The organism is Embleya sp. NPDC001921 (genome assembly GCF_053594475.1).
On the sequence record NZ_JBSFEO010000005.1, the window covers coordinates 186,055 to 201,026 of the forward strand.

Consider the following 14,972-nt stretch of genomic DNA (forward strand, 5'->3'; position numbering starts at 1 on the left):
GTCACCGGCGGGCGGCGAACAAGGGCTCCAGCAGTGCCCGGGGCGGGACGCCGGCGGGCAGGTCCGAGACCTGCCCGTCGCCGACTTCGATCACCCGCCACGCGCCGTCCCGGCGCCGGGCCAGGTCCGTGGTGCAAAACGGCGAGCCCAGCTCCTCGACGGCCGTGCGGACCGCCGCCAGGTCCGGCGGATCGGTGTGCCCGCCGGGTGTGTCGGGGTGCGCCGTGCTCAGCACGGGGACGCCGTCGACCCACCACACCCGGGTCTCGGCGCCGGTGAACTCCTCGAAGGCGCGGTAGAGCACGCCGCCCTGCAACTCGGCGCCCTGCCGTTCGAGGAAGGTGCGCACCACCGAGCGGGTGTGCGCGACGTCGGCGACATCGGGCACGAAGCACGCCTCGTGCCATTCGTGCTTGCGCGACTTCACCCAGTCCTTGACGATCGCGGGTCCCGCGCCCAGCAGCGCGGGATCCTCCACCGTGCGCGGCGTCAGGTCGCGAAAGCGCGGATACCAGCCCGGAAGTTCGTGGGCCGCCCGGTAGTGCTCGGGGGAGGTGGCCAGGCCCGCCCCACGCGAGCGCAGCGCCGCGTCCAGCGCGGCGTAGTGCGGCCCGGGGATCATCCAACCCCGATAGCGCAGCGGTCCCCGGTCGTGGGGGACGCGTCGCACCGCCTCGTGCGCGTCGCCGCGCACGAGGGCTTCGTGGTCCACGCGCGCCACCGGGATCCCCAGCGCGAGCGCTGCCTCCGCCTCGGGGGCGAAGTGGGGGTCGGTGCGGCGGGGGTTCAGGGGGTCCGTGGGGACGAGCAGGACCTCGGGTGCGCCCTCCCCCGGGGGTGGTGTCATGGGGAGGACGGTATTGCGTGGGCATGCCGGATGAAGGGTGGACCCTTCATCCGGCCGTGCGCCCTATGACTGCTTCATCGACGCGATGGACGCTCGCGTGAACTCGATGAGGTGCTTGCGCCGGTTCGCCCGGGCCTCCTCGGACTCCGAGTCGGCCCCGAGCAGTACCCGCGACATCTGCGGCATCGTCTGTTGCCAGGCGGCGACGCCGATGAGCGAGAAGAGCAACTGGGCGACGTCGGGCGAGGGCTTCACGCCGAGGTGGTCGGCGAACTCCTGAAGTTTCGCGGCGTAGCTCGTGACTCGCCGCTCCTCGTCCGGAACCGGGTCGTGGCCGTAGTACAACGCCTCCCACACCAGCAGCCGGAGCAGCTCCGGGCGGGCGCAGTAGAAGTCGTAGACCTGGGCGATGTACTCGGCCGGGTCGTCGTTGGGCATCGTGACGACCGTGTTGAGCTCCTGGAGCGACTCCGTCAGCACGTGCTGGAAGAGCTGCTCCTTGTTGCCGAAGTACGCGTAGATGCGCTCCTTGTTCACCCCGGCGCGCAGGGCGATGCGGTCGACGCGGGCGCCGGCGATGCCGTGCTCGGCGAACTCCGCGCGGGCGGCGTCGAGAAGTTTGGCTCGGGTGCGTGCGGTGTCGGGCGGCATGGCTGGATCTTATCCCCTCTAGCCAACTGCTTTGTTGGATCGACTGGCCAGGGACGGCCTGACCATGCTGCCCTACCACATAGGCTGCTGGGGGGTGTTGCGAGTGATTTGATCTTCAAAGTCCGGCAGACGCGCCCGCCGGCCGGTGTCGCGCGGGAACAGAACAGCACACAAGGGACGTGATGGACGAGGTCAGCGCGCCGACCCCCTGGTCGGACCCCGAAATCGCCGAGTTGGAACAACAGGTCGCCGCGGCGGAGACCGCGCTGCTCGACGACGAAGTCGACGTGACGACCCTTCAGGTCGAGCTGGACAACCTGGCGATCGTGCACCATCGCCGGCTCGGGCCGCTGTACGAGCGGCTCGACGAGTTGGACGCCTTGATCGCGGAGGCGATCGCGGCGCACACCGGCGATCCGGCGGACATCCGGCGTGCGGTCGAATTGCGTGGTGTGGTCACGGACATGCCGGACTTGGACTCGCTTTTGGGCGCCCTGGACGGTGCGGGCCGCGGCGAGGCCGGCGAGGCGGCCGAGGAGCCGCTGCCGGTGCCGGAGGTGCACCGGGTCAGCCCCGGCGCCGAGGCCCGCAAGCTCTTTCGCGAGCTGGCCCGCCGGGCGCACCCGGACCTGGTCCAGGATCCCGAGGAGAAGCAGCGCCGAGGCACCTTCATCGCCCGGGTGAACGCCGCCTACGCGCGCGGTGACGTGACCGAGCTGCTGGCCCTGGGTACGGAATGGGCCACCTCCCCGGAGGGCGCGATCGGTCCGGACGCGGAGAGTCGGGGGCAGTGGCTGCGCAGCCGGCTGGCCTGGCTCACCCACCGGCGGTCCGAACTGGCCGGCCTGCGCGGTCAACTGATGGAGGGTGCGATGGGGCAATTGCTCCAGCTCGCCCCGCACGACCCGGACGGGCTGCTCGAGCACCTGGCCGATCAGCTCCTGCACGAGATCGCGGAGAAGGAGAAGGTGCTCGGCACGCTCGTCGAGTCCTGATCGGGGGTCGGCTCGGCGCATCGCCCGGGCCGGCGGCACTTCCGGCGGGCGGCCCCTCCCGGGCCGGCCGGATGGGCGTCGGTCGGCCCGGGAGGTTGCCGCCCACCCTGCTCGCCCGGGCGGCACATAGCCGTCATTTCGGCCGCGTGTCGCGGGTGACGGCCGGACGGTTCGCTCTTTCGAGGCACCTGTGCGCGGCGCGGATGACCGACAATGTGCGATGAGCGCGGCCGGACGGGTTCCGGACGCCCGACCCCCCGGAGATCCGATGCACCTGTCGCCCCCGCCGGCCGTCCCCGCCGCCGCGGTCCCTGACGACGCCTTCGTCCTGGACGTACGGGAGGTGCACGAATGGGACGCCGGTCATGTGGCCGGTGCCCGGCACATCCCGATGAGCACGCTCCTGGAGCGGATCGACGAGGTTCCGCACGACACGCGTGTGTACGTGATGTGCCGGGTCGGCGGGCGCTCCGCCCAGGTCGCGCACTATCTGGGGCAGCAGGGTTGGGAAGCGATCAACGTCGACGGGGGGATGCTCGCGTGGGAGGCCGCCGGGCGACCCATGGTGAGTGAGACGACCCTCGCCCCGGTGGTGGTGTGATCGCGGCCGCCGCCCCCGGTCAGGACCGGCGTTCCGCGATGAACACCGCGGTCGCCTCGGCGGTCACCTCGCCGTCGGCGCGGATCTCGCCGGTCGCGAAGCTCTTGCGCCCTTCGCGACCGGTCCAGCGTCCGGTCAGCTCCAGCGGTACGTCGTAGGGCGTCGCCCGGCGGTAGCGGATGTCCAGCCCGGCGGTGAGCCCGGGCGCCCCGGCCGCGGACGCGGCGACGCCGAGCAACTGGTCGAGGACGACCGCCACGATCCCGCCGTGCGCGCGGGCGGGCGGGCCGCCGTGTGCCGCGGTCAGCGTGCAGCGGGCGTGGATCTCGATCGACTCCGGCTCGGCCGAGGGGTCCGGCCTCGGCGCGACCTCCTCGAACACCAGCCTGGGCGCCTGCGGATTGAGCCGGCCCGAGCCCATCTGGGTCAGGTGCTCCAGCCTGCCGTTCGGATACCGGATCAGCGAGACCGCCTGCGGGCGTCGGGCCGCGCCCAGCAGCGCGGTCAGTTCGGCGACCCGCCGGGCCGCGTCCGCTCGCGTCGCCGGGTCCACGTCCGTCCACACCACCGCCTCGACCAGGTCCCGCACCCGATCCGCGAGCTCCAGCGCCTGGGGGGTCACGCTCTCGGGTCCGGGCAGTGTGCCGGCCATCAGTTCGGCGAGGGCGGTGGCCGAGGCCGGCGGCAGCGGCCTGGTGTTCGAGTTCATACCCGTACCTCCGTGACACTTTTCTTGATCTTGCCAAGAATGCGGGCAAAGAATATGACGGTGCATCAGATCTAACGGTCTATCAGATCCGGCCCGACCGGATCTCGGTGAGGGAGTGCGGCATGGTGACGATCGCGGAACTCGTCCATCACCAGTGGGGCGACCAACGGACCGGGCTGTACTTCGAGGATCGGACCTGGACGCACCACGAACTCGCCCGCGGCGCCGCCGCGCGGGCCGCGCTGCTGGCCGACCTGCTGCCGAGCGGGGCCGAGCCGCACGTGGGAGTCCTGCTCGACAACGTGCCCGAGTTCCCGATCTGGCTCTCCGGCGCGGCGGTGGCGGGCGCCACCCTGGTGGGGGTCAACTCCACCCGGCGCGGCGCGGAACTGGCGCGCGACATCACGCACGCCGAGTGCGCGGTGATCGTCACCGAGCGCGCGCACCTGCCGCTGCTGGACGGGCTCGACCTGGGCATCCCCGCCGAGCGCATCCTGGTCGTCGACGATCCCGAGTACGACGAACGGCTGCGGCCGTACGCGGACGCGGCGCTGCCCGCACTGGTGGCGGACCCCTCGGACCGGCTGCTGATCGTGTTCACCTCCGGGTCCACCGGGGCGCCCAAGGGCGTGATCTGCTCGCAGGGCCGGCTGGCCGGCGCCGGGACCGTGTTGTCCGAGCAGTTCGGCTTCGGGCCGGACGACGTCAACTACATCTGCATGCCGATGTTCCACGGCAACGCGCTGATGGCGAACTGGTCGCCGGCGCTGCGCGCGGGCGGCGCGGTCGCGCTGCGCCGGCGGTTCTCGGCGTCCGCGTTCCTGCCCGACATCCGGCGCTACGGCGCGTCGTACTTCACCTATGTGGGCCGTGCGATCTCCTACCTGCTGGCCACCCCGGAGCGGCCCGACGACCGGGACAACCCGCTGCGCGCCGGGTTCGGCACCGAGGCGGGCGCGGTGGACATGGCGCGCTTCGAGGCGCGCTTCGGGTGCGCGTTGACCGAGGGGTACGGCTCGTCGGAGGGCGGGATGAGCGTCAACTGGCGGCCGGGCACCCCCGCCGGAGCGGTCGGGCCGTGTCCCGAGAACGCGTCGGTGCTGGATCCGGCGACCGGAAGGGAGTGCGCCCGGGCCGAGTTCGACGCGGCGGGCCGGCTGGTCAACGGGGACGCCGCGATCGGCGAGCTGGTCAACACCGGGCGCAACGGCTTCGAGGGGTACTGGCGCAACGAGGAGGCGTCGGCGGCCCGGGCCCGGGACGGGCAGTACTGGACGGGAGACCACTTCTACCGGGACGGCGCCGGATACCTGTACTTCGCCGCCCGCTCGGACGACAAGCTGCGGGTGGACGGCGAGAACCTGGCGGTCGCCGGCATCGAGGGCATCCTGGCGCGCTTCGCGCCGTTCGAGGTCGTGGTCGTGTACGGGGTGCCGGACCCGGTGACCGGGGATCAGGTGATGGCGGCCGTACAGGTGCGCGAGGGAGCGGTGTTCGACCCGGAGGAGTTCGCCGCGTTCCTGGCGGAGCAGCCGGACCTGGGGGCCAAGATGGCGCCGACGTTCGTGCGGGTGGTGGACGAGGTGCCGACCACGGCGACCAACAAGGTGCACAAGGTCGGCCTGCGGCGGGCGGGCTTTCGGGCGGCGGGGCCGGTGTGGTGGCGGCCCGCGCGCGGCGCCGGGTACGGCCCGCTCGACGACGCGGGGCGGGCGGAACTGCTCGACCGCTACCGCGCGCACGGCCGGGAGGGCGTCCTGGACCTGTGAGCCGAGCGGCCGCGCCGCCTCGACCCCCGGCGGGTCCGTCGCTCCGAGCCGCCGCGTCGCCCCGCCGCCTCGACCCCGGCGGGTCCGTACCCGGAACCGGGGTCGGGGCGTCGGGGCCCGGGGCGGAGCGTGGTCGTGGGTCACCGAAATCGCCTCGACGGCTTGGTTGGCGACGGTTTCGGTACGTGCGACGGACCGGACCCGGTAGCGTGCCGGCAGCACGGGTCCGGACCGGTGGACCCATCGACCACGGGAGAGGCATGCAGCCGCCTGACGACGCGGTGCCCGGACAACCGGCGGACCGCTCCAGGCCCGGACCCGAGACCGGCGCGACGGTGGGCGTCTCGGCCGCCGACCCGGCGACGGGTCGGGGCACGGAGCCCGATTCCGACCCGATGATCGCCCGGATCCCGGAGCAGTCGGGGGAACGCTCCCCCGTCGACGTCCCGATCGACACGGCCGTGCCCGCGGACGAGCGGCGCTCCACCGCGGTGCGTTCGATCTCCGCGCTGTTCGCCGTGCTCGCGATCCTGGTCACCCTGGTCCACGTGTTCTTCGTGTTCCTGCACGTCGCGCCCAACAACACGCTGACCCAGGACTACCGCAAGCCGACCGGCACCTGGATCTACCCCTACTTCGAACAGAACTGGGCGCTGTTCGCGCCCAACCCGATGTCGGAGAACTTCCGCGTGCAGGCCCAGTCGCGGGTGCGCAACGCGGACGGCACCCTCGTCGAGTCCGACTGGTCCGACCTGACCGGGGACGACCTGAAGCACATCCGCGGCAACCCGTATCCGAGCAAGGCCGACCAGAACATGATCCGACGCGCGTGGTCGAGCTACGCCGACGCGCACGACGCCAAGGACGAGTCGGCGATCGGCGCGCGCGGCCCGCTGACCCAGAACTACCTGCGGCGCATCGTGGTGCACCGGTTCCAGGACGCGGGAGCGAACCGCTCGGTCGAATCCGTCCGGGTCCGGGTCGCCACCACGCCGATCGGCCGGCCGGACGCCAAGACCAAGCCGGAGACCTCGTACCGCATGCTCGGCTGGTGGGAGACGAAGCCCGATGACTTCCGCTGACCCGACGCCGCGCGTCGCGGCGAGCCCGTACCGCCGGGTGGAGGACGCCGTCGCCCGTCGACTGGTGTACGCCCTGGACACGGTGAGCACCCGTACCTTCGCCGTGCACCAGGCGGCGCTGCTGCGGATCGGCTACGGCCTGGTCTTCCTGGTCGGCCTGATCCGCGAATACCTCAACCGCCGGGAGATCTGGGGCGACCGGTCCGCGTGGTCGCCCCAGATGGCCCGGGAGCTGCTCAGCGGCATCGACGGGGTGAGCCTGCTGCTGGAGAGCGACGCGCGCTGGTGGTTCGAAGGGGTCTACCTCGCGGCGATCGCGGTGAGCGCGCTGTTCGTGCTCGGGTGGCACACCCGGGCGATGAGCGTGCTGTTCGCGGTCATGGTCGTCTCGTTCAACAGCCGGTCCATCCTGATGACCGACGGCGGCGACACCGTCCTGCTGCTGATGTCGATCTACCTCGCGTTCACCGCCTGTGGACGGGTGTGGTCGCTGGACGCGCGCCGGGCCAGGCGCACCGGGATCCGCCCCGGCACCGGTCCCGGACACGAGGTCGGCGTGCTGGTCGGGCTGCTCGCGATGGTCGCGCTCGGCACCACCTGCCGAGCCGACTCGTGGACCCCGGACCCCGAGTTCTCCTTCGCGTTCGTCTGCCAGTGGATCTGGATCCCCGGCATCGCGATCGTCTTCGGCGCGCTGTGGCGGCTGCCGCGCGCGGCCGAACAGGTACGGGCCGGCCTGGTCACCGTCGTGCACAACTGCGCGCTGTTCGTGATCGCCGCCGAGGTGTGCTTCATCTACGGCGCGGCCGGGCTGTACAAGGTGCAGGGCTCGTACTGGCAGGACGGCACGGCGATGCACTACGTGCTGAACCTGGAGTACTTCGCACCGTGGCCCGGGCTCAGCCACACGCTCGGGGAGAACGCCCAGATGGGCGTCCTGATGGGCTACCTCACGGTGTTCATCCAGGTCGGCTTCGTGTTCATGCTGTTCGCCAAGCGGGTCAAGTACGTCGCGATCGTGATCCTGCTCGGCATGCACTTCGGCATCGCGATCCTGCTGGGGCTGCCCGCCTTCTCCGCGTCGATGTCGGTGGGCGACGCGCTGTTCCTGCCCACCGCGTTCCTGATCTGGACCCGATCGCGGGTGGTCGGCCGACTGATGGACCGGCTGCGCCGCGGACCCGCCGGGCCGGCCCCGACGCCCGCGGGCCGCGAGGCGCCGCCCGCGCCGCCGGTGCCCGGCGGAGTCGAGGGGATGGCCTCGACCTCGGGTCGGGCCTGACCGCTCCCGGCCGTCGGCGTGCGGTCCCGGCCGGCGCGGACCCGGCCGCCGGCCGGCGCGCACCGCTTGCCGGCCGGCCGGGACCCGTGCGCGGCAGGTCCTACGCTGCTGTCATGAACGCGCACGAGATGGAGACCCTCGCGCTGTGGCGGGCCGCGTCGCCCGGCGCGGTGCTGCTGGACGGCTTCCACGCCGTCAAGCACGCGCTGCGATTCGGCGCCGAGATCCGCGTCGTGCTGACCACCGACCGGGCGGCGGTGCGCGCCCTCGCCGACGAACTCGCGGCCGACGTGGGCGGCTATATAGAGGAGACGGCGCGTGAGGTGTCCGTCCCGTTCCTGCGCGAGCTGATCCCGCGTGGCGGCCCCACCGGGGTGGTCGCGCTCGCCCGCCGCCCCGAGGCCGGCTCCGACTTCGAGCCCGCGCGCACCGCGCCGATCGTGCTCCTGGAGAACCCGCGCAACCTCGGCAACGTCGGCGCGGTCGTCCGGCTCGCCGCCGGATTCGGCGCCGCCGCCGTGCTGACCACCGGCGACCTGGACCCGTGGCACCCGAACGTGGTCCGCGGCAGTGCCGGACTGCACTTCGCGACCGGCGTCGCCCGGGTGGACCCGGACGCGTTGCCCGCCGGACCGCTGTTCGTGCTCGACCCCGAAGGCGTCGACCTGCGCGCGACCGAGATCCCGGACGACGCGATCCTGGCCTTCGGCACGGAGCGGCACGGCGTCTCGGCGGAGCTGCGCGGGCGCGCGGACCGGCGCGTGGCCATCCCGATGCGACCGAAGGTCTCCAGCTACAACCTGGCCACCAGTGTCGGGATGACCCTCTTCCGCTGGTCCGAGACCTCCGCGAACGTGCCCGCGTGAGCGGCTACGACGCGGTGGTCCTGGCCGGCGGCGCGGCCCGCCGGCTGGCCGGCGCCGACAAGCCGGGCCTGCTCGTGGCCGGCGTGTCGCTGCTCGACCGGGTGCTGGCCGCCGCGGCGGGAGCCGAGCGGATCGTCGTCGCCGGGCCGCGCCGGACCACCCGGCGCGAGGTGGTGTGGGTGCGCGAGGACCCGCCCGGCGGCGGACCCGTGGCCGCCCTGGCCGCCGCGCTGCCGCTGGTTCGCGCCGAGACGGTCGTGCTGCTCGCGGCCGATCTGCCGTTCCTACCCGCCGCGTTGATCGACCGCCTGGTGGCCGCCCTGGAGCCGGCGCTCGATCGAGGCGGCGGGTACGCCGGCGCGGTGGCGGTGGACGCCGACGGGCGCGATCAGATCCTGCTCGCCGCGTACCGCACCGCGGCCCTGCGGGCGGGTGTCGCGGCCCTGCCCGAACCGGCCGGAGCGCCGCTGCGCCGGGTGGTCGAGCCGCTCGCGCTGCGCCGGATCCGGGCCGATCCCGACGCCGTCCTCGACTGCGACACCTGGGCGGATGTGCGCGGCGCGCGGGCACGGTCGGGGAGGATGGACGCAGCCCCGAAGAGGAGAGACATGACTGGCTTGGAAGAGTGGACCGAAGCGGTCAAACAGGAGCTGGGCATCGATCTGGACGTGGACATCGCGGCGCTGCTGGACATGACCCGGGTGGCGGCGCACAACGTACAGCGACCGGCCGCGCCGCTCACCTCCTTCCTGGTCGGCTACGCGGCGGCCAGTCGCGGCGGCGGCGCGGCCGCCGTGACCGAGGCGCTGCGGCAGGCCCGTGAACTCGCCGAACGCGCCGGCGCCGAGCCGGGCACCCGATGACCCTTCGGGAGGACCGGGCCACCATGCCGCGCTCCGAGTCGCACCAGCCGCGGGCACTGGGCTGGCCCGAGGCCCGGGCCACCGCCCGCGCGGCCGGCCGACCCCTGCCCGTGGTCTCGCGCACGCTGCACCACGCGCGCGACCACGTGCTGGCCCGGCCCATCGTCGCGCTCACCGACCTGCCCTCCTTCGACACCTCGGCGATGGACGGATGGGCGGTCGCCGGACCCGGGCCGTGGCGGGTGCGCGGCCGGCTGCTCGCGGGCGAGGCCGGCGAGGACATCGGCGTGATGCGCGACGGCGACGCGGTGGAGATCGCCACCGGGGCGCGGGTGCCGCGCGGGGCCACCGCCGTGCTGCGCAGCGAGCAGAGCCGGGTCGAGGGCCGCACGCTGTTCGGCGACGTGCACATCCAGCAGGGCACCGACATCCGCGCGTGCGGCCAGGAGTGCCGCCGCGGCGACGAGTTGTTGCCGGCCGGCACCACGGTCACGCCGGGGGTCACCGGGCTGGCCGCCGCCTCCGGCTACGACGAACTGGTGGTGGTCGACCGGCCTCGGGTGGAACTCCTGGTGCTGGGCGACGAGTTGCTCGACTCCGGGCTGCCCCGGGACGGCCGGATCCGGGACGCGCTCGGCCCGCTGATCACGCCGTGGCTGCGCACCCTCGGCGCCGACCTGCTGCGGGTGCGGCGGGTGGGGGACAGCCTGGACACGCTGCGCGGGCACGTGAGCGCGTCCCGCGCCGACGTGGTGATCACCACGGGCGGCACCGCCGACGGCCCGCGCGATCACGTGCACCCGCTGCTCGCCGACCTGGAGGCGGACGTGCTCGTGGACGGCGTCGCGGTCCGCCCGGGTCATCCGATGTTGCTCGCGCACCTGCCCGGCGAGCGTCCCGGCGCCGGCCGCTACCTGGTCGGCCTGCCCGGCAACCCGCTGGCCGCGGTGGCCGGCATGCTCACCCTCGCGGTACCGCTGCTGCGCCGGCTCTCCGGGCGCCCGGAGCCGCGCCCGCGCCGGATCCGGGTCGGCGCCGACATCGCCGGCCACCCGAGCGACACCCGGCTGGTGCCGATGCGCGCGGATCGGCCGCTGCCCTTCTCCGGGCCGGCGATGCTGCGCGGGCTCGCGGTCGCCGACGGGATCGCGGTGGTGCCGCCGGGCGGCGTGCGGGCGGGCGATCGGGTCGAGGTGCTCGGGGCGCCGCGATGAAGACCGTGCGCTTTCCCGACGACCGGCCGGCCGATCGGCGCGGGCCGCGCGGCGCGCTGGCCCGGCCGCTGCCGGGGCTGAAGCGGCGCTCCGACGAACCGGCGGGCCTGGCCGGGCAGGCGGGCGCGACCGTACACATCCCCAAGGAGCGCCCCGGCCCGCTGGTGCAGGTGTTGCGCCGATTCGGGATGGCGCTGCTGGTCCTGGCGCTCACCATCCTGGTCGTCTACCTCGACCGGGACGGCTACCGTGACACCGTGGACGATCACGTCTCGCTGCTCGACGCGGTCTACTACGCGACGGTCACCCTGTCCACGACCGGCTACGGCGACATCACCCCGGCCGGTGACGGCGCGCGCCTGGTGAACGTCCTGGTGATCACCCCGCTGCGGGTGATCTTCCTGATCATCCTGGTCGGCACGACCCTCGAGGTGCTCACCGAGCGCACGCGGGAGCAGTTGCGGCTCAACCGTTGGAGGTCCACGTTGCGCGACCACACCATCCTGGTCGGCTACGGCACGACCGGGTACAGCGCGGTGCACACCCTGATGGCGCAGGGAATCTCGCGCGAGAACATCGTCATCGTCGACTCCGACCCGGAGGCGGTCACCGAGGCGAGCGAGGACGACAAGCTCGTGGTGGTCTCCGGTGACGCGACCCGGGCCGAGGTGCTGCGCCGGGCCGAGGTGGAACGGGCGCGGAACATCATCGTCGCGGTCAACCGGGACGACACCGCGGCCCTGGTCACGCTGACCGCTCGGCAGTTGAATCGGCGGGCCTGGATCGTGGTCGCGGTCCGCGAGGACGAGAACGCGCCGCTGATCCGGCAGAGCGGGGCCGACTCGGTGGTCACCACCGCGAGCGCCGCCGGCCGACTGCTCGGGCTCTCCATGCTCAGCCCCAACGTGGGCGAGGTGATGGAGGACCTGATGCACTACGGCGAGGGCATGGACCTGATCGAGCGGCCGATCGACAAGCGCGAGGCGGGCAAGTCGCCGAGCGAGTGCGGCGATCTGGTGGTGGCCGTGGTGCGCGGTCACCGCACGCTGCGGCACGACGACCCGGAGGCGGCGGTACTCGGCGCGGGTGACCGACTCGTGGTGATCAAGACGCATAAGCCGCAGCCGAAGACGGGCGACTCATAGGCTGGTGGCCATGTTTGCAATCACGATTGCCGAACCGGGCGGACCCGAGGTACTGACCTGGACCGAGGTCCCGGACGAGAAACCCGAACCCGGCGAGGTGTTGCTGGAGGTGGCCGCGTCGGCGGTCAACCGGGCCGATCTGTTGCAGCGACAGGGGTTCTACCAGCCGCCGGCCGGCGCCTCGGCCTACCCCGGCCTGGAGGCGTCGGGTCGGATCGTCGAGGTGGGCGCGGGCGTGTCCGGCTGGGCGGTCGGCGACCGGGCGTGCGCGCTGTTGGCGGGCGGCGGCTATGCCGAGCGGGTCCGGGTGCCCACCGGCCAACTGCTGCCCGTGCCCGAGGGCATGGACCTGATCACGGCCGCGGCGCTGCCCGAGGTGGTCTGTACCGTCTGGTCGAACGTGTTCATGGTCGCCCACCTGCGCAAGGGCGAGACCTTCCTGGTGCACGGCGGGTCGAGCGGCATCGGCACGATGGCGATCCAGCTCGCCGCGGCCGCGGGCGCGCGGGTGCTCACCACGGCGGGCTCGGCGGTCAAGCTGGAGCGCTGCCGCGAACTCGGTGCCGAGGTCGCGATCAACTACCGGGACGAGGACTTCGTGACCCGGGTCCGCGAGGCCACCGACGGGGCCGGCGTGGACGTGATCCTGGACAACATGGGCGCGAAGTACCTCGATCGCAACGTGGACGCGCTCGCGGTCAACGGCCGGCTCGTGGTGATCGGCCTCCAGGGCGGCGCCCGGGGCGAGTTGGACCTCAACAAGCTGCTGACCAAGCGGGCCGCGGTCGCGGCGACCTCGCTGCGGGCCCGCCCGATGTCGGAGAAGTCCGCGATCGTCGCGGCGGTACGCGAACACGTGTGGCCGCTCCTGGACGCGGGCCGGGTCAAGCCGATCGTCGATCGGGTACTGCCGGTGTCCGAGGCGGCCGACGCGCACCGGGTGCTCGAGGAGAGCGGCCACATCGGCAAGGTCCTGCTGAAGGTGCGCTGACGCGGTACGGGCCCGCCGGCGCGGCCGACGACGTGCCGGCGCGGTCCGGGCAAGGCGACCGCGCGGTGTGGTCCGGGCGGTGTGCTCCGGATGTCGCGCTTCGGGTGTCGTGCTTCGGGCGAGGCGGCGCCCGTGGCCGCGGTCCGCGGGGCGTCGATCCGAACCCTCCGCCGGACGAATGAAAATCGGATGACCATTCCACTGCGCCGAATGTCGCTGAATAGGTCCTTTGTCGATTTTCCTTAGTCTGACCGCATGCCTACCCCCGGCGGCTTCGCGCGTCGACTGGCTGCCGGGTGTGTGCTCACGGCGGCCCTTGTCCTCTCCGGTGCCTCGGCGCTCCCCGGTACGCCGGCGCTGCCCGATGCCCCGGCGCTCGCGGGCGGGTCGCCCGGACCCTCGGCCACCCCGGTCGACGGGTCGCGGCCGCCGCCCGAGGAGCCGGACCCGGGGGCGTCCCCGCGCGGCCGGGCGCCGGCCGCGCCCGAGTTGCGCCCGGATCCGCCGGTGCACGTGGACGCGCCGGCCGAGCCGGCCGGGCCGCCCCGCCCCGCCCCGGTCACGAACGCGCCGACGCAGCAGGAGTGGGAACGCCTGCTCGACCGGCTGGCCCGGCACGGCGCCCGCCCGCTGACCGACGAGTCGGGCCGGGCGGTGCTCGACGTCGAACACGAACTCGTGCTCATCGGCGGCGCCGCCGGCCTGGACGCGCTCCGGTCCTGGGGGGCGGAGATCACCGAGGACGATCGACCCGGGGTGTACGCCGTGCGCTCCCGCGGCCGCGTCGTCGCGCGCTACCTGATGGAGTCCGACCCGAACGCACCGACCGACACCTCGGCTCCGGTCACCTCCCCGGCCTTCGATGCGCCGCCCACGCTGCCCAGAACCGGACCATCCGTTGTGAATTTGACTCTGATGGGCCTCGGGGGAGCCGGTATCGTCTGCGCCGGTGGACTGCTCGTCCGGTGTTTCCCGGCGCCGCGACGACGCTGACCGGCGGGATGGGCGTCGGTCCCGCCGGGCAGACTGTGTGTCTGGCGCATCGCGGATGAAGGGTGCAGGCTCGTCGAGGATGCGAATCGTGATACAGCGGTACCTTCCGGCAACGTCCGACCGGTGGTGGGGGAAGGAGGCGTGATGTGGTCGATCGGCGGGTTTCACCGGCGGATACCGCTGGGCCCGACGATCATCGCGCTGGCCCTGATCACGCTGCTCGTACTCACGAACATCTGCGGCTCCGGCCCGGGCGTGCAGGCCCGACACGACCGGAGCGGGCCCTCGCCCGCCGACATCCCGCCGCAACTGCCCGCCCAGGACCAGAGCATCGAGGCCGGTCCGATGCCGACCGGCGGTGCCACGCCCGCGCCCGACGGCTCGGCGCCCGCGAGCGGGCAGCCCGTTCCGGTACCCACGGTGACCGTGACCGAGACGGTGACGGCACCACCCGGGAACGCGCCCGGTTCCGGGGGCCGGACCGGGAACACGACGAGCACTCCCGCTCCGGGCGGACAGTCCGGTGGATCCGGCGGCACCACCGCGACGACCGGCTCCGGCGGCCAGACGCCCACTCCGCCGCCGCCGTTGGGTCAGCGGTTTCGGGTCAGCGACGTACGACTGAGCGCGGACCGCGCCAACGGTTCCTACGTGCGCTGCAACGGACTCGACCAGGTGACGTTCGTCGGGACGGTGCTCGTGGACGGGGCGGGGCCCGGCGACATCGTCTTCCAGTGGGTGTACGAGAGGGGGCTGGTGCTCCCGCAGGACATCCTGCACTTCACCGGTTCCGGTCCGCGCCAGGCGAGTATTCCGATCACCTGGGCGATCCCGCCGCAACTGTTCGGTGAGGCGAGCGGTGTCCTGCAACTGCTGATCCTCCAGCCGGTCGCGAACGCGCAGACCGAGCGGTACACGTTCAACTTCAACTGCCGGGGCGGCTCCCCCTCCAACGACCGCTGAC

At 73.1% G+C, this 14,972-nt stretch carries 15 protein-coding genes; 12 read left to right on the forward strand and 3 right to left on the reverse strand.

From position 1 onward, the window contains the following. Nucleotide 1 precedes the first annotated feature (1 nt). Entirely contained in the window at nt 2-847 is an 846-nt protein-coding gene (locus tag ACWCPW_RS07880) for an ATP-grasp domain-containing protein (protein WP_449760671.1), read from the reverse strand. A gap of 63 nt (nt 848-910) precedes the next feature. Further along, nucleotides 911-1,498 (reverse strand): TetR/AcrR family transcriptional regulator, encoded by a 588-nt coding sequence (locus ACWCPW_RS07885; RefSeq protein WP_020557109.1) that lies wholly within the window; start codon nt 1,496-1,498, stop codon nt 911-913. Between the two features lie 182 nt (nt 1,499-1,680). Here ACWCPW_RS07885 and ACWCPW_RS07890 point away from each other — a divergent pair, with 182 nt between their 5' ends. Next, nucleotides 1,681-2,493 carry a hypothetical protein gene (locus ACWCPW_RS07890; RefSeq protein ID WP_449760672.1) on the forward strand — a complete coding sequence of 271 codons (813 nt, stop codon included), beginning with the start codon at nt 1,681-1,683 and terminating at the stop codon, nt 2,491-2,493. 268 nt (nt 2,494-2,761) lie between these two features. Next, entirely contained in the window at nt 2,762-3,094 is a 333-nt protein-coding gene (locus ACWCPW_RS07895) for a rhodanese-like domain-containing protein (protein WP_395867694.1), read from the forward strand. Between the two features lie 19 nt (nt 3,095-3,113). Here ACWCPW_RS07895 and ACWCPW_RS07900 read toward each other — a convergent pair whose 3' ends face one another. Further along, complete coding sequence (locus ACWCPW_RS07900) at nt 3,114-3,803, reverse strand: PaaI family thioesterase (protein ID WP_395867692.1); 690 nt, start codon at nt 3,801-3,803, stop codon at nt 3,114-3,116. A 122-nt stretch (nt 3,804-3,925) separates the two neighbouring features. Here ACWCPW_RS07900 and ACWCPW_RS07905 point away from each other — a divergent pair, with 122 nt between their 5' ends. From ACWCPW_RS07905 to ACWCPW_RS07950, 10 genes are all read left to right on the forward strand, one after another. Next, nucleotides 3,926-5,572, forward strand: a complete 1,647-nt coding sequence (locus tag ACWCPW_RS07905) for an AMP-binding protein (RefSeq protein ID WP_449760673.1) — start codon at nt 3,926-3,928, stop codon at nt 5,570-5,572. A gap of 260 nt (nt 5,573-5,832) precedes the next feature. Beyond that, the gene (locus tag ACWCPW_RS07910; RefSeq protein ID WP_449760674.1) at nt 5,833-6,654 is read left to right on the forward strand and encodes a DUF5819 family protein; all 822 of its coding nucleotides are present in this window, start codon (nt 5,833-5,835) and stop codon (nt 6,652-6,654) included. After that, nucleotides 6,641-7,936, forward strand: coding sequence for an HTTM domain-containing protein (locus tag ACWCPW_RS07915; RefSeq protein WP_449760675.1), 1,296 nt, complete (start codon nt 6,641-6,643; stop codon nt 7,934-7,936). Before ACWCPW_RS07910 ends, ACWCPW_RS07915 begins: the two co-directional genes overlap by 14 nt. A 113-nt stretch (nt 7,937-8,049) precedes the next feature. Then, entirely contained in the window at nt 8,050-8,802 is a 753-nt protein-coding gene (locus ACWCPW_RS07920) for a TrmH family RNA methyltransferase (RefSeq protein WP_449760676.1), read from the forward strand. Further along, nucleotides 8,799-9,665 carry a DUF6457 domain-containing protein gene (locus ACWCPW_RS07925; protein WP_449760677.1) on the forward strand — a complete coding sequence of 289 codons (867 nt, stop codon included), beginning with the start codon at nt 8,799-8,801 and terminating at the stop codon, nt 9,663-9,665. Before ACWCPW_RS07920 ends, ACWCPW_RS07925 begins: the two co-directional genes overlap by 4 nt. Then, nucleotides 9,662-10,879 carry a molybdopterin molybdotransferase MoeA gene (locus ACWCPW_RS07930; RefSeq protein WP_449760678.1) on the forward strand — a complete coding sequence of 406 codons (1,218 nt, stop codon included), beginning with the start codon at nt 9,662-9,664 and terminating at the stop codon, nt 10,877-10,879. The genes ACWCPW_RS07925 and ACWCPW_RS07930 overlap by 4 nt, the downstream gene beginning before the upstream one ends. Next, entirely contained in the window at nt 10,876-12,024 is a 1,149-nt protein-coding gene (locus ACWCPW_RS07935) for a potassium channel family protein (protein ID WP_449760679.1), read from the forward strand. The genes ACWCPW_RS07930 and ACWCPW_RS07935 overlap by 4 nt, the downstream gene beginning before the upstream one ends. 10 nt (nt 12,025-12,034) lie before the next feature. Next, complete coding sequence (locus ACWCPW_RS07940) at nt 12,035-13,015, forward strand: NAD(P)H-quinone oxidoreductase (protein ID WP_449760680.1); 981 nt, start codon at nt 12,035-12,037, stop codon at nt 13,013-13,015. Nucleotides 13,016-13,270: 255 nt separating this feature from the next. Next, complete coding sequence (locus tag ACWCPW_RS07945) at nt 13,271-14,008, forward strand: hypothetical protein (RefSeq protein WP_449760681.1); 738 nt, start codon at nt 13,271-13,273, stop codon at nt 14,006-14,008. Between the two features lie 144 nt (nt 14,009-14,152). After that, nucleotides 14,153-14,971, forward strand: a complete 819-nt coding sequence (locus tag ACWCPW_RS07950) for a hypothetical protein (protein ID WP_449760682.1) — start codon at nt 14,153-14,155, stop codon at nt 14,969-14,971. The last annotated feature ends 1 nt before the right edge of the window (nt 14,972 follow it).

Excerpts from the sequence above, each read along its gene's own strand:
- ACWCPW_RS07880 (WP_449760671.1), bottom strand. The coding sequence starts at position 847 with ATGACACCACCCCCGGGGGAGGGCGCACCCGAGGTCCTGCTCGTCCCC.
- ACWCPW_RS07885 (WP_020557109.1), bottom strand. The coding sequence starts at position 1,498 with ATGCCGCCCGACACCGCACGCACCCGAGCCAAACTTCTCGACGCCGCC.
- ACWCPW_RS07890 (WP_449760672.1), top strand. The coding sequence starts at position 1,681 with ATGGACGAGGTCAGCGCGCCGACCCCCTGGTCGGACCCCGAAATCGCC.
- ACWCPW_RS07895 (WP_395867694.1), top strand. The coding sequence starts at position 2,762 with ATGCACCTGTCGCCCCCGCCGGCCGTCCCCGCCGCCGCGGTCCCTGAC.
- ACWCPW_RS07900 (WP_395867692.1), bottom strand. The coding sequence starts at position 3,803 with ATGAACTCGAACACCAGGCCGCTGCCGCCGGCCTCGGCCACCGCCCTC.
- ACWCPW_RS07905 (WP_449760673.1), top strand. The coding sequence starts at position 3,926 with ATGGTGACGATCGCGGAACTCGTCCATCACCAGTGGGGCGACCAACGG.
- ACWCPW_RS07910 (WP_449760674.1), top strand. The coding sequence starts at position 5,833 with ATGCAGCCGCCTGACGACGCGGTGCCCGGACAACCGGCGGACCGCTCC.
- ACWCPW_RS07915 (WP_449760675.1), top strand. The coding sequence starts at position 6,641 with ATGACTTCCGCTGACCCGACGCCGCGCGTCGCGGCGAGCCCGTACCGC.
- ACWCPW_RS07920 (WP_449760676.1), top strand. The coding sequence starts at position 8,050 with ATGAACGCGCACGAGATGGAGACCCTCGCGCTGTGGCGGGCCGCGTCG.
- ACWCPW_RS07930 (WP_449760678.1), top strand. The coding sequence starts at position 9,662 with ATGACCCTTCGGGAGGACCGGGCCACCATGCCGCGCTCCGAGTCGCAC.
- ACWCPW_RS07935 (WP_449760679.1), top strand. The coding sequence starts at position 10,876 with ATGAAGACCGTGCGCTTTCCCGACGACCGGCCGGCCGATCGGCGCGGG.
- ACWCPW_RS07940 (WP_449760680.1), top strand. The coding sequence starts at position 12,035 with ATGTTTGCAATCACGATTGCCGAACCGGGCGGACCCGAGGTACTGACC.
- ACWCPW_RS07945 (WP_449760681.1), top strand. The coding sequence starts at position 13,271 with ATGCCTACCCCCGGCGGCTTCGCGCGTCGACTGGCTGCCGGGTGTGTG.
- ACWCPW_RS07950 (WP_449760682.1), top strand. The coding sequence starts at position 14,153 with ATGTGGTCGATCGGCGGGTTTCACCGGCGGATACCGCTGGGCCCGACG.